This is a genomic window from Moheibacter sp., assembly GCF_049672845.1.
GTDB lineage: Bacteria > Bacteroidota > Bacteroidia > Flavobacteriales > Weeksellaceae > Moheibacter.
In genome coordinates this window covers 69,424-83,683 of record NZ_JBATWT010000007.1, presented here as the reverse complement: position 1 = coordinate 83,683, position 14,260 = coordinate 69,424, and the positions used below count along the sequence as shown (strand labels likewise).

Genomic DNA, 14,260 nt, shown 5'->3' with positions numbered 1-14,260 from the left:
CCTAAAACTCATTACCTTTAAATTTCAAACGAAATCCATGCGCACTGAAAAAGAAAAACAGCTCCGAAAACACAAACGAATTGCAACGGGATTGTTCTTTCTGATGGCGGTTGTGTATGGGTTGATGGTTTACCTTCGACATATTTCACCACAGACCTGGATGGGCTACGTCGAAGCTTTTTCTGAAGCCGGAATGGTTGGAGCCTTGGCCGATTGGTTTGCGGTTACGGCGCTTTTTCGACATCCGCTGGGAATTCCGATTCCGCATACCAATTTGATTGAACGAAAGAAAAACGACTTGGGCAGAAACCTCGGTTCCTTTGTGAAAACCAATTTCTTGAGTCCGAAGAACATTCGGCCTTACATTGAAAAATTAGATGTGATAAAATTCGTATCGGATTGGCTCAATAAACCGAGTAGTCGAGAAGTTTTGGGAGCCGAAATTCTGAATCTGATGAAGAAAATCATCCATGATTTGGACGATGAGGAAGTCCGGGGATTTTTGGCCCGAAAAGGTTCCGAAATATTAAAAACCATTGATTACCAAAAAATTACTTCGTCGGGCATACATTATTTGGTCGAAAAAGGCGAACACATCAAACTTTTGGAAACGATTTTACCCCAACTTCGAGAATATGTAGAAGAAAGTGAGCAAATGATTCGCGAGCGGATTTCGGAAAATAAACCTTTCATTGCCTTTCTGGCGGGGAAAAGAATTTCGCGTGAAATGACCGATGGGATTGCAAAGTTCATCGAAGAAATCGAACAAGATAAAAATCATTTCGTTCGACAAAAACTGACGGAAAATCTGGAAAATTTTGCAAAGGATTTATTGATTTCAACCAATTGGGAAGAAAAATTTATGCAGTTAAAAACAGATTTGATTTCGCCTGAAAATTTGAGCGAATATGCCGATGATGCCTGGGAGTCGGTGAAGAAAATGCTGGAAGAAAATCTGGAAAACCCCAATTCCGGACTGCATCATTACCTGAACAAAAACATTCAAAAGCTGTCGGAATCTTTAGAAAACGATGAAGAATTGAAATTAAGGCTGAACAAATGGATCCGTCATTTTCTATACCGAATGATTTTGAAAAATAGCGAAGAAGTTCAGACTTTAATAAGTAAAACCGTTGCCGGCTGGGAGGGTAAAGAGTTGAGTAACAAGCTGGAACTGGAAGTAGGGAAGGATTTGCAATTCATTCGTATCAACGGAACTTTGGTCGGCGGATTGGTGGGATTGGTGATCCATACGGTGACACAGCTGTTTATTTCTTAAAAACTATTTTGCACAAAAGCTTGGATTTATGCTTGTAAATGCTATTTTTGTATGCCTTATAAATTAAATAAAGAAAAAATTATGAAAGATTTAGTAGACAAAATCAATGCAGAATTCGCTTCATTTCAATCAGAAGCAGCAGCTCAAGTAGAAAAAGGAAACAAAGCAGCCGGAACAAGAGCTCGTAAATCAGCTTTGGAATTGAGCAAAATGTTCAAAGAATTCAGAAAAGCATCTGTAGAAGCTTCTAAAAAGTAAGAATTTACTGAAAATGCTTCGGCATTTATCAAGAATCTAAAAACCGTACTGCAAAGGCGGTTTTTTTGTTTTTTTATTTCAACGGGACATCTTTCCTGAAAAAAAATCTTTTCTGTTTTGTCGTATATTTATCGCTTCATTTCAGATAATGAATGAATTATAAAGTTTTTTTCTTTCTGATTTTATCTTTTACTGCCTTTACGCTTAAAGCGCAAACGGCAGAGGAATGCCATAAAATGATCATTGAAGGAATTGAGGAAATGAACAATAAAAACCATGCGCGCTCACTCGAAATCCTTACAAAAGCCAGAAATTTAGCCGAAGAAAACAACTGGTCACGACATCTTTTTTTGGCAACCAATAACATCGGAGCCAATTATTATCTGATGCTTGACTACGGTGAAGCGCTTGATAATTACCTGGAAGCCTACAAAATTGCACTTAAAGAGCTTGAGCCCAATTATGAGATGATTGTGCTGAATAATATTGCGATTTTGTATTCAAAAGAAAAGCGTTTTGACAAAGCGGAAGAGTACTTTCTAAAAGCCTATGACATAGCCCGTGAAAACAATGATTCATTGAAAATAGGTTTGTATAGTGTGAATCTGGCGACCGTTGCAAACGAACAAAACGAAATCAAAAAGGCCGATAAATATCTGGATATTTCATTTAATTATCTTAAAAAAGCTCCTCCTGTTTTATTACAGGCTTCGATTACAAAAGCACAAAATCTTGTACTTAAAAAGCAATATGAAACCGCAAAAAACATTGCCGATTCTATTTTGCCACAGCTACAGACGCCCGAAATGAGCGAACAAAGGATTTCTACTTATATGCTTTTGGCTTCGGTTTATGAAAAGCAAAACAATCCAAACAGATCGATTGAATACGTGAATCTCGCAATCCAAGATTCACAATCCAGTATAGAAACCCGAATTGATGCTTTTGAGAAATTAAGCCGGCTCTACCGTAGTACAGGAAATATCGACATGGCATTTTCATACAAGGATTCGGTGGTTATGGCAAAAGATTCACTGAATCAAGTTAAAAATGGAAAACTTTTTGAAAACAGCCGGATTAAATTTGAACTTCAGAATTACCAGAATGAATTGACCCAAAGTCAGGAAAAGCTGAAAGCTGAACGGAAAATGTTTTATATGATAATTGGCGGAATTATTTTATTGATAATCATAACTTTATGGGCGATAAGAAATTATTACGTCAAATTAAAGCAAAGAAAAATAATCGCCGAAAACAACCAGAAAATAGCCGAATTGGAACTTGAAAAGCAGAAAAATGACAAATTGATCCTCGAACAGGAACTTAACGAACAAAGTGCTTCTGCATTACAAGAAAAAGAACGATTTGATATTGAAATCGAGGCCAAAAACCGTCAGCTTGCCTCCAAAGCCTTATCCATTTCCACACGTAATGAATTGATTGAAAATATAATTGAATCGCTCTCGCTTGAATCAGAAATCAGGGCGAATGAAAACCTGAAAAGGAAAATACTGGATCTGAAAAATCAATTGAAAAAGGAATCGGAATGGGATGATTTCTTTACCCATTTTGAAGAAGTAAACCATGGATTTCTGAAATCATTAAAAGAAAATCACCCGGAACTAACCGCCAACGATGTTCGTTACCTTTCCTATGTTTACATGAATCTGACTTCCAAGGAAATTTCATCGCTTCTCAACATCACCGTGGAAGCTTGCAGAAAACGAAAAGAACGTATCATTAAGAAAATGAATTTGCCGGAAGAAGTGGATTTATATAGTTATCTTTCAGGTATTTAGAAAAAATGTCACGGTTTTTCCGTGGCTTTGTCCTACTTATTCCGCTATTATTTTTTTTGTTTGACAATCTGAATTTGAAATTGCAGAAAATTAACAGAAAAAATCAACACATGAAAAACATTACACTTTTCTTCATCATTTTTCTGAGTTCATTTGGCTTTTCGCAATCACCATTTCAGGTGATCGGATCTGAGGAATTCGGAAGAATTTTTGATCTTACTTATGATAAAAGTATAGAGAATAAAGTTTATGCACTGACACTAGGCAATCATATCATTTCGTCAGATGATAATGGCCAGACTTGGGAAATTTTTTATTCTCATCCACAAGGAGATCTTGATGGTCTTAAGTTCATTGAGTCCGAAAACGCACTTAGTTTTTATTCGAAAAACACATCGAATTATTCACTGATGATTTATGACTTGACATCTCAAACCATCACAAAGGAATTTCAATTGCCATTTCAAAGTGCTGATGGTGAATGGATCAACAGTTATTCGATTTGGGAAAATGACACAGATGTAGCACTTGTAGGACAAGGATTCAAAATCGGAATTGCCAATTATGAAAAAGCGCAATACACCACTGATGGTGGCGAAACTTGGACAGAAGTTTATTATACAGTAGATAATTTCAATATTTTCCTAAACAATGTGGCCATCGATCCAGACGATTCCTCGAAACTATTTTTGATGCGAGGAAACGGTAATACAGATATTGACGGCGGACTTTTGATTTCTGAAGATGGCGGTCAAACTTGGACAGAAAAATTAGCTGGAATTGGATTCAAACCCATAGCTTTTCATCCTGAAAATTCAGGTGAAATCTGGGTGGGTTCAAGCCTTTTCGCTGGGACAAATCATTCACAAGGATTGTACAAATCCACTGACGGTGGAGAAACCTGGGATTTAATTCCAATTGCTTGGACTGATTATATTCTGGATTGCATCAACATAATCGAATTCAACCCTTCCAATCCCGATAATATCATTGTTTTAGAAGAAAATGAAGTAGCCATTTCAAATGACGGTGGTGCTACTTGGGATGTTAATGTTTATCCAAATGCTTATGACAATATTGAAGACTATTGTTACGGTCTGAAAGCTTCTTTCAATCCTTTTAATGAGGATGAACTGCTTATCAGTTCCAATTATTATCCGTTTTTCTCGACAGATAAAGGCGAAACCATGGAACGCGTGAAAACACCTTATTTTGTATCGGATGGGAACATAAAATTTTTCTCAAACGGCGAAGAAGCACATCTTTATTACGGTGCTCAGTTCGGATTTGTGCATAGAAATCTGCAAACCATGGAAGACAATGCCTATAACATAATGGCTTTGAATATGGTATCCAACTCGCCGGGAACAACGCTTCACATCGATCCAAAAATGGCAGGAAGAACTTTTTCTTTCAGCGGAGGTTTCATGGGAAGTTCTCTGAAAGTAAGCGATGACCACGGCGCTACGCAAAATCAGATTTTTATGATTTTTTCTAATGAATCCAATGTAGTGGCTTCTTTGCCGAATGAAACCAATATCGTTTGGGCAGCATTTTCTTCATTTGGAGAAAACGTTGAAATTCAGAGAATTGATTTCACGGACATGGACAACGTACAGACAGAAATGATCAATACACCACAAGCAGAAGGACGTGTCATGAATATCTTATTTGATGAAACCAATCCGGACAATGTAACCATTTCGCAAGGCGGTAGAATTTACAAATCCACCAACGGCGGAACAAGCTGGAGTGACAGCAGTGCTGGTCTGGAATCTTTGCACAACGTAAACGATTTGATTATGAAAATGGTAAAAAATCCATTGAATCCAAATCAATTAACTATTTCAAGTTCCGGCGGAATTTTCACTTCCCTTGACAATGGTGCAAATTGGGAAGCCATCAATTCCAGTTTTGCACACAATATTGCCCATTCACCTTATACAGACGGATACATAGTAGCAATGATTCATAATTCAAACGCTTCAGGTTTTGGATTGCGATTTACCAAAGATGGTGGTGAAACTTGGGAAACAGTTGATCCTGCTGATTTGTATTTCCTGAATTCAACGCAGGTTTTTACATCAACAGCCATCAATTTTGGAGAAGAATCTGCCGATATTTATATCGCAACTTCAGATTTGGGATTGGTAAAATTTGAACTGAATCTAGAAACGCTTTCAGTGAGCGATCCCGAATTTATTTCGGCTGATTTAACCACGATTTATCCAAATCCGGCAAAAGATTTTCTAAACATTGCATGCAAAGAAGAAGTCAAATCGGTTGAAATTTTCAATATGGCCGGACAAAAAATTCTGGTTGATAACCATACCGAAATAAATATTTCGCACTTGAACAAAGGAATTTATTTGGTCAGAATAAGTTTGGAGAGCGGGAAAACCGAAACCAAAAAACTGATTAAAAACTAAACTCAAATCACTCCCGGCACGTCCGGGAGTTTTTTTTGAGTTTTTTATGCAATGTCACAAAATGTCTTCGAAGAAATCATGTTTCAACAGAGGCGTCTGATTAATTTCACAAAAAAATAAATTATGATGAGATTAATACTTCATTTATCCATTTTGCTTGTAGGTTTTATAATTGCTTTGATGCCTATCAAAGGAAATGCACAATTCGAAGAAACCATAAAACTTACAGGTGATCGTGAGGAGCGAGCTGAATTCGGAACCTCAGTAGCATTGAATGATGAATTTGCGGTGGTAGGCGCTTCGCGTGAAAGTATTGCAGCAGGAGCAGCTTATGTTTTCATGAAGTCAGATTCCGGATGGGAGTTCGCACAGAAAATTACGGCGAATGATGCGGCGGAAATGGCAGAATTCGGTGGTGGAATGAAACTCGGTGAGAATTTTCTTGCCATCGCTTCGGGGAGAGCCGATATCGGAACTGCTTTACGAGCCGGAGCCATTTATATTTATGACCTGGCAGAAAATAATTTCGAATTCAATTCAAAACTAATTGCTTCTGATTATAGCGATGGTGCATTACTTGCAGTAAATCCGACTTCCATGGATGTTTTTGAAAATACAATCCTTGCCGGTGCACCGGGAACTGACAACTGGTCTGGAGCAGTTTATATATTTGAGCGCGAAGGAAATAATTGGTCAGAAACTCATAAAATTACTGCCCCTGAAGAAATTCCTTACATCAACTTCGGAATAGGGGTGAGTATTTCGGGTAATTATATGGTTGCAGGTGCAAGCGGTGAAAACAACGGTGCCGGAACGGCTTATATTTATGAAAAATCCGATGCAGGAAACTGGGAATTTGTCCAGAAAATCCAGGCGTCAGATGCGCAGTCCAATACTTATTTCGGGAATTCCATCAGTCTTTCAGGAAATCAAATGGTAATTGGGGCTTACGCCGAAGGACACCCGGGAACAAATTTGGCTGCAGCCTATGTTTTTGAAAGAAATGAGGAGGGAAACTGGATTGAAATCCAGAAAATTTCCGGTCCGGATGCAAATGAAGATACTTATTTTGCATGGATGGTGGAGATGAATGAAAACCGTATGGCGATTACCGCTCCGCATGTTTACGGACTTGAAACCGGAAAGGTTTTCATTTACGAAAAAACAGATGATGGAACCTGGGAAGAAGTTCAGATGATTGTTCCGGAAGAAGATATAATCGAAGATTTCTTTGGTTGGAGTGTGGCGATGAACTCTGACGAAATTATCATTGGTGCACCACGTGATCACTTTGATGCAAACGGTGAAAACGATATGATGGATGCCGGTTCGGCTTTTATTTTTACGGATAACAATTTGGGGATTTCAGAAGAAAATTTCTTAATTTCGGCAACGGTTTATCCGAATCCTGCTAAGAATTTAATTCATATTGAATCTTCTGAACGGGTTCAGCTGGTAGAGGTTTATTCGGTTACAGGTCAGAAAATTATAACCGAAAAAGATGTATCGGTTGATATTTCGGCTTTGCCAAAAGGAAATTATTTCATTAAAATAAAAATGAGTTCAGGAAATACAAAAACCCTGAAATTCATTAAAAATTAACCTTATCATTCATTTGATAAGACAGTTGGTTAGGGAAGACCCGGATGCTATGTCCGGGTTTTTTATATTTCCAATTGTACATAGAAACCTTCGTGACCACGAACATTCCAGGCAGTGCCATCTTCAAAAATCCAATACTGACCCTTGATTCCTACCAATGTCCCTTCAAATTCGCGTTGCTTCAAAAGGTTGAGTGTTTTGATTTTTTCGGGATAATGCAGCACCGGATATTCAAATGTGTAAATCGAATTATCGGCCGAATAAAACCTTAATTCTTCTTTGGGAATATAAACTTTAAACAAATCTTTTTGCTGAATCAAATCTACTTCCAATACTTCATTCCTGAGCATTCGTAAATAATTAATCTTATCAGAAACATGGTTTTTCAAAGCGACTTCAATCACGCCGGCTTCGTATCGGTTGTCAGTTTTGGCCAGAATCGTGGAATAGGAAGCGCCTTGGTCAATCCATCTCGTCGGAATTTGGGTTGCTCGCGTTACTCCGACTTTCATTTCGGAAGCAACCGCCAGATACACGATGTGCGGCTGAAGTTCAAATTTCTTTTCCCATTCCAAATCCCGTTTAGCAATGCCCAGATGCGCCGTGGAAAGTTCGGGGCGCAAGATGTTTTCATTGGCTTCCGGAACCGTAAAAAAACAATTTTTGCAATATCCCATACGGTAAATCTGATAATCAAGACCACAGTTAAGACACTGATTGTGTAGATGGGTGATCTTGATTTTTTTGCCCAATTGCTGGTTAACATCTAGAAAATCATCTTTCAGATTTAAATAATAACGAATCGGATTTCCGTTTTCGGTAATCATCTTGCGAATCTGCCCTTCAAAAGTCATTGTTTTCTTTTAAATTTGCTATAAAAGTAAGAAAATATGCCGGCACAGGGATTGGTCAATAAAGTAATGGAACTTCTGATGAGCAAAAGGATGCGTCAGATTGAGAATTTTATTAAAAATCCGATTGAAACCCAGGAAAATATTTTATTCAACAACCTTTCCATCGCCCGAAATACCGAATACGGCAAGCTTTACGGTTTCAATGAAATTGACTCGACAAATGAGTTTCAATCAAGAGTTCCGCTTGTCAAATATGAAGATTTCGAACCTTTTATCGAAAAGGCGCGGAAAGGCGTTCCCGATGTTTCCTGGAAAGGAAAAATCAAGTGGTTTGCCAAATCTTCGGGCACCACAAATGCCAAAAGCAAATTCATTCCCATTAGTGAAGAATCTTTGGACGACTGTCATTATGCCGCCGGCAAAATGATGTTTGCCATTTATCTGCACAACCATCCCGACACCGAAATTTTCAAAAATAAAAATTTGCGATTGGGGGGGAGTAGCGAAATTTATCAGAAATACGACACGCTTTTCGGGGATTTATCCGCGATTTTGATTGATAATCTTCCTTTTTATGCCGAATTACGGAATACGCCCAACAAACAGATTTCCCTCATGACTGAGTGGGAAACCAAAATGAAAGCGATTTCCCAAGCGGTAATTCAGGAAGACATTGGTTGCCTCACGGGCGTTCCCTCATGGATGCTTGTTTTGCTGAACAATATCTTGCAGGAAACTGGAAAAGCGAAACTGGATGAAGTCTGGCCAATGCTCGAAGTCTTTTTCCACGGCGGAATCAGCTTTAAACCTTATGAAGAAAACTACCGGAATCTGACCCATAAAAAACTGAATTTCTACGAAATTTACAATGCTTCTGAAGGGTTTTTCGGGATCCAGGATCAAAGCGACTCCAAAGATTTGTTGCTGCTTTTGGACAATGGAATATTCTACGAATTCATCCCGATGGAAGAATTCGAATCTGATAATCCCAGAATTGTTCAGTTACAGGATGTGGAAATCGGGAAAAATTATGCCATTGTGATTACTACAAATGGCGGTTTGTGGCGTTATATAATTGGTGATACCGTGAAATTTACTTCCAAAGATCCGTTCCGGATTTTGGTGTCGGGGCGAACCAAACATTTCATTAATGCATTTGGCGAAGAGCTCATCATCGAAAATGCAGAAGAAGGACTGAAACGTGCTTGTCGCGCGACAGGAGCCATTGTAAAAGAGTTTACGGCCGCACCTATTTATATGGAAGGAAATGAAAAAGGTGCTCACGAATGGTTGATTGAGTTTGAAAAAATACCGGAAGACATTGAGAAATTCACTGAATTATTGGATAATTCCCTGCAGGAATTAAATTCGGATTATGAAGCCAAACGATATAAAAACATCACACTCAATCAATTAAAGCTAAACATTGCACGTGAGAATTTATTCTTTGAATGGCTGAAATCCCGCGGTAAGCTGGGGGGACAAAACAAAGTACCCCGATTAGCCAATTCCAGAGAGTTTTTAGATCCTTTACTGGAGATGAACAGATAAAAAAACAGCACAAAATCTTTGTGCTGTACTATTTAATTAATTTAAAATGCTGATGATCAGTCATTCAAATCCTCTTCTATATCTTTCATTCGGTCTTCGGCTTTTTGGGTAATTTCGTCAACTTCTTCATCAAGCTTGGCAATATTTTCAGAAACTTTTTCCTCGATTTCGGTGGTTTTTTCTTTCAGCTCCTGAACAACTTCCTCAGTTTTTACTTCGGTTTCCGCAGCCAGATTTTGTGCTGAATCTTTCACATCTTCCGCTACATCTTTGGTTTTGTCTTCCGCTTTGTCAGCTGCACCTGAAACTGCTTCTTTTGCATCTTCAAAAGTATCTTTGGCTTTCTCAGAGAGATTTTCCGCCGCATCTTTGGTGTCTTCCCAAACATCTTCTGCTTTATCTTTTACATTTTCCCAGGTTTCGGAAGCCTTCTCTTTTGCTTCACTTGCGGCTTCTTTGGTATCTTCCCAGACATCGGCCGCTTTTTCCTTTAAAGTGGAAGCCGCTTCCTTGGCTTCTTCTGCAATTTTTCGTCCGGTTTCTTTAATTTCAGATTTTGCATCGGCCGTTTTATCACCAGATCCGCCAAATAAATTTTTAAAAAATGAACCTAATCCCATTTCACGATTTTTTTAAGTTAATAATTAACTAATTTAATCAGAATGAATCAATTATACAAACTAATTAATTTAGCAGGCAAAATGGTTTCATCTTTGTAGATTTGTATGATTCAATTTTAAAAATTAAACAAAGGATTTGGAACTGCTTAAAAAAGTTTCTTGGGATGCAAAAAAGTATGGAAAATTTTCTCCGCTGATTCGGGATTACCTGAACGGTGCGGAAGAAACTTTTTCACTCTACGCAGAATTCCCTTCCGAATCCGGTTTGATTTCACAGGCAAAAGAAAAATTACAGAACTATCAGCATCGGGAAGTTACGTACCAGGCTTTAAAAAATCAGTTATCAAATCTGGGTTTAAGTCTGAAACAAACAGAAAATCTCGAGAAATTCAGACTTTCAAATTCAGTGACGATTACTACGGGACATCAGCTAAATCTGCTGACCGGACCTTTGTATTTTTTTCATAAAATCCTTCAGGTTTTGAAATCCTGTGAAGTAATGAACCAAAATCATCCCGAATTTAATTTCATTCCGGTTTTTTGGATGGCGACGGAAGATCATGATTTTGAGGAAATCAATCATTTTTATTTCAAAAATCAAAAGTTTGTTTGGCAGAAAGAAGCTGTCGGCGCAGTCGGAAGATTGAATTTGGATGGTATCGAAACGGTTTTCCAAAATTTCTTTCAATATCTTCCTGAATCTTTAAATGCGAAGTCTTTACGCGAACTGATTGAAAGTTCTTATCTCAGTTCCAAAACCCTGACCGAAGCCACGAAAAAATTGGTTCATCAGCTTTTTGGCGAAAGGGGACTTTTGCTGATTGACGGGGACGACAAGGAACTTAAGAAGTTAATGATTCCGGCATTTGAAGAGGATTTGCTGGAAAATACGGCTTTCCAAATCATTGAAAAAACAAATCAAATTCTATCAAAAAATAATTATTCGATTCAGGTAAATCCACGTGAAATCAATTTGTTTTATTTGGGCGAAGGAAACATACGCGAGCGAATTGTTTTGGAGAATGGAAGTTATCAAATTTTGAATTCAGCTTTCAGCTTTTCTAAAGAAGAAATTCTGCAAGAATTAAATTCAAATCCCGAAAAATTCAGTCCGAATGTGATTTTGCGTCCGCTTTATCAGGAAACGATTCTGCCCAATATTTGTTACATCGGTGGAAGCGGCGAAATCGCCTATTGGCTTCAGTTGAAGGCGTTTTTTGATTCGCAAAATGTATTATTTCCGATGATTTCGGTTCGGAATTCTTTATTGTTATTGAGCGAAAAACAGCATTCGAAACTTGAAAAATTAAATCTAGGTTACGAAGATTTATTTTTGCCTTTGTATGAATTGGTCAATCAAAACGTTCGCGAAAATTCTGATTCCGATATTGATTTTGAGGTTTATGAATCACAGTTGCAAAAAATCTTTGACGAACTGGACACGAAAGCTACCCAAACTGACGTTAGTTTCTCTAAGATGGTCAACGCACAGCGTACCAAACAACTGAAAGGACTTGAAAAAATGAAAAAACGGCTTTTGAGAGCCGAAAAAATAAAACATTCCGAGCGTGTGGAACGCATCGAAACACTCTACTCAGAACTCTTTCCCAACGGTAATCTGCAGGAAAGAATCACAAATTTCTCAGAATTCTGGCTGGAATATGGTCTGGATTTAATTGAAATGATTTACTATGAAATTCAACCGGTTGAGTTCCGTTTCACGATAAAAACATTACCTTAACAGAAAGAATTGTATTTTTGTTTTCTAAATTTGGACAGATGAGAAAAGCGTTTTGGGCATTTCTGTTTTTTATGATGGCGGGAGTTTTATTCGCACAGGAAAAAACACATACAGTACAAGCAAAAGAAACCGTTTACGGTATTTCAAAACAATACGGCGTTTCACAGGACGCTTTGAAAAAGGCGAATCCTTTTTTAAATGAAAGATCACTTCAAATAGGCGATGTGCTGGTAATTCCGGGAAAATCAGATGGATCTATTAAGCCTGTCGTTACAAAAGTGGAGCCAGAAACACCTTCACAACCATCTAAACAAACCACTGAAGTCATCATTCCCAAAGAGGATGCAAATTATATTTACCACGAAGTTAAACCCAAACAAACCCTTTATACACTTACCCGCGAATACGGAATCAGTGAAGAGGCGTTGAAAAGCCTGAATCCCCAATTAGAACAAGGATTAAAAGCCGGTGATATCATCAGATTTCCAAAGAAAAAATCAACCAACGGACAGGAAGAAATCGTTCCCGCAGGAATGCACAAAGTTCAGCGTGGAGAAACGGTTTTCTCGCTTACCAATATGTTTGGGGTTTCTGAAGATGAATTCTATATCGCAAATCCTTCTGTGCAAAGCGAAGGATTGAAAGTTGGTTCCTATATCCATATTCCGAAAAAAGGAAAAACCACGGCTGTAATTCAGGATGGATTTATCGAACACAAAGTAAAACAGGGCGAAACGGTTTATTCGCTTACGCGGCTTTACAAAGTTTCTTTTGCTGACTTGATGAAGCATAATCCTGAGCTCCGTGACGGACTGAAAGTTGGAATGGTGCTGAAAATTCCTTTGCAGGACGGAGCCAACATCATCAAAGCGCCGGGAGAAATCAAAAGAATTAACGACAACGAAATCAACATAGCGCTGGTTTTACCTTTCCATCTGAATAATCCACAGGCAAGTTCGCAGGAAAAGAATATTTCCACCGATATTTTAATCGGAGCCAAAATGGCGCTGGATTCACTTGCCCGAAAAGGAAAACAAATCAATCTGAAAGTTCTGGATTCAGAAAATCAGTCGGCATCACTTGAAAATCTGATTGTGAACACCGATTTCTCAAAATTTGACGTAGTAGTTGGACCTTTGTTTGCTTCGAATTTTAAATCGATGGCCAATATGCTGGCTGGTTCGGGAATTGCACTGGTTTCGCCTTTGAGCAATTCAGATGATCTGAAAGAATTGGAAAATGTAATCATCGCCACACCGAGTGATGAAGCCATTGCAGATGCTATCATTGACGAAATCAAAGCCAATTACAAAGGTCAGCAAATCCAGATTCTGACCGATGACAGACATTCTGGACTTGCAGATTATGTATCTGCTAATCTGAAAAAGAAGATTTCCGGAGCGGAAATAAGCATTACAAAAGATGCCAACAAACTCGTGCAGAAATCTGAAACCGTTGATGAGAAACTAAGCGACGGAACCCTTGTGAAAAAAGAATATTTCACACCGATTATTACAGTTTTGGTCTCGGACAATAATAATTTAGGAACTTCTTATGTAAACAAAATCAAAACGATGGATGCCGAAAATCTACAAGCGTATGGTATCAAATTCGTTTCGGCTTATGATATTTACAACGATAAAAATTCGGCCAACATCGCGGCATTGAAAAACATAGGATTTGCGTTCAGTACTGTAAATCTGGTTAATATTTATGGTGCGGGCGAACGTGCTGCACTACAGAAATTCCTGGATGTTTATTGTGTAACACCCAATGAATACCAGCAAATCGGATTTGATGTTTTCTATGATTTGGTAGAAAGAATGAACAACCGCGGTGATGTTTTGAATTCACTCGGGACTGAACAAACCCGTTTGGCTACGAAATTCAAATATGAAAAAGAAGGAAAAGCGTATGTGAACAAAGCGGTGCGTGTTGTGCGTTTGTTTGTCAAAGCTGATGAATCTCCAGATGATGTGGGTGATATTAAAGATTAGTAAATGAAAGGGATTTTAAAGCTTTTAGGTTTTATTCTTTTATTTTTTTTCTTTAAAGAAGTCACTTATTTAATTATCGAGGTAAATTTAAATAAGAACGCATCGTTTCTGAAAGTTTTATCAGCATTTC

Annotated in this window: 10 protein-coding genes; 8 read left to right on the top strand and 2 right to left on the bottom strand. The window is 38.1% G+C overall.

What is annotated here, in order from left to right:
- Window positions 1–37: 37 nt before the first annotated feature.
- From WBF63_RS02560 to WBF63_RS02540, 5 genes are all read left to right on the top strand, one after another.
- A complete protein-coding gene (locus WBF63_RS02560; protein ID WP_424368130.1) occupies window positions 38–1,279 on the top strand; it encodes a DUF445 domain-containing protein in 1,242 nt (413 codons plus the stop codon).
- 81 nt (window positions 1,280–1,360) lie between these two features.
- A complete protein-coding gene (locus WBF63_RS02555; protein WP_424368129.1) occupies window positions 1,361–1,537 on the top strand; it encodes a histone H1 in 177 nt (58 codons plus the stop codon).
- A gap of 152 nt (window positions 1,538–1,689) precedes the next feature.
- Window positions 1,690–3,336 (top strand): tetratricopeptide repeat protein, encoded by a 1,647-nt coding sequence (locus WBF63_RS02550; protein ID WP_424368128.1) that lies wholly within the window; start codon window positions 1,690–1,692, stop codon window positions 3,334–3,336.
- Between the two features lie 110 nt (window positions 3,337–3,446).
- Entirely contained in the window at window positions 3,447–5,765 is a 2,319-nt protein-coding gene (locus WBF63_RS02545; RefSeq protein WP_424368127.1) for a VPS10 domain-containing protein, read from the top strand.
- Between the two features lie 123 nt (window positions 5,766–5,888).
- Complete coding sequence (locus WBF63_RS02540) at window positions 5,889–7,367, top strand: T9SS type A sorting domain-containing protein (RefSeq protein WP_424368126.1); 1,479 nt, start codon at window positions 5,889–5,891, stop codon at window positions 7,365–7,367.
- A gap of 62 nt (window positions 7,368–7,429) precedes the next feature.
- Here WBF63_RS02540 and WBF63_RS02535 read toward each other — a convergent pair whose 3' ends face one another.
- On the bottom strand, window positions 7,430–8,221 hold the full coding sequence (locus tag WBF63_RS02535) for a DUF2797 domain-containing protein (protein WP_424368125.1): 792 nt from the start codon (window positions 8,219–8,221) through the stop codon (window positions 7,430–7,432).
- A 36-nt stretch (window positions 8,222–8,257) separates the two neighbouring features.
- Here WBF63_RS02535 and WBF63_RS02530 point away from each other — a divergent pair, with 36 nt between their 5' ends.
- A complete protein-coding gene (locus tag WBF63_RS02530; protein WP_424368124.1) occupies window positions 8,258–9,772 on the top strand; it encodes a GH3 auxin-responsive promoter family protein in 1,515 nt (504 codons plus the stop codon).
- 56 nt (window positions 9,773–9,828) lie between these two features.
- On the opposite strand, the gene WBF63_RS02525 is transcribed toward WBF63_RS02530, so the two are convergent.
- Window positions 9,829–10,392, bottom strand: coding sequence for a hypothetical protein (locus WBF63_RS02525; RefSeq protein WP_424368123.1), 564 nt, complete (start codon window positions 10,390–10,392; stop codon window positions 9,829–9,831).
- A gap of 136 nt (window positions 10,393–10,528) precedes the next feature.
- Between WBF63_RS02525 and bshC the strand changes: the two genes are divergently transcribed.
- Together bshC and WBF63_RS02515 are read left to right on the top strand one after the other, a co-directional pair.
- Window positions 10,529–12,133 carry a bacillithiol biosynthesis cysteine-adding enzyme BshC gene (gene bshC, locus WBF63_RS02520; RefSeq protein ID WP_424368122.1) on the top strand — a complete coding sequence of 535 codons (1,605 nt, stop codon included), beginning with the start codon at window positions 10,529–10,531 and terminating at the stop codon, window positions 12,131–12,133.
- Window positions 12,134–12,171: 38 nt separating this feature from the next.
- A complete protein-coding gene (locus WBF63_RS02515; RefSeq protein WP_424368121.1) occupies window positions 12,172–14,130 on the top strand; it encodes a LysM peptidoglycan-binding domain-containing protein in 1,959 nt (652 codons plus the stop codon).
- Window positions 14,131–14,260 lie beyond the last annotated feature (130 nt).

Coding starts and splice junctions, on each gene's coding strand:
- WBF63_RS02560 (WP_424368130.1), top strand. CDS start 38: ATGCGCACTGAAAAAGAAAAACAGCTCCGAAAACACAAACGAATTGCA.
- WBF63_RS02550 (WP_424368128.1), top strand. CDS start 1,690: ATGAATTATAAAGTTTTTTTCTTTCTGATTTTATCTTTTACTGCCTTT.
- WBF63_RS02525 (WP_424368123.1), bottom strand. CDS start 10,392: ATGGGATTAGGTTCATTTTTTAAAAATTTATTTGGCGGATCTGGTGAT.
- WBF63_RS02515 (WP_424368121.1), top strand. CDS start 12,172: ATGAGAAAAGCGTTTTGGGCATTTCTGTTTTTTATGATGGCGGGAGTT.
- WBF63_RS02545 (WP_424368127.1), top strand. CDS start 3,447: ATGAAAAACATTACACTTTTCTTCATCATTTTTCTGAGTTCATTTGGC.
- WBF63_RS02530 (WP_424368124.1), top strand. CDS start 8,258: ATGCCGGCACAGGGATTGGTCAATAAAGTAATGGAACTTCTGATGAGC.
- WBF63_RS02540 (WP_424368126.1), top strand. CDS start 5,889: ATGATGAGATTAATACTTCATTTATCCATTTTGCTTGTAGGTTTTATA.
- WBF63_RS02535 (WP_424368125.1), bottom strand. CDS start 8,221: ATGACTTTTGAAGGGCAGATTCGCAAGATGATTACCGAAAACGGAAAT.
- WBF63_RS02555 (WP_424368129.1), top strand. CDS start 1,361: ATGAAAGATTTAGTAGACAAAATCAATGCAGAATTCGCTTCATTTCAA.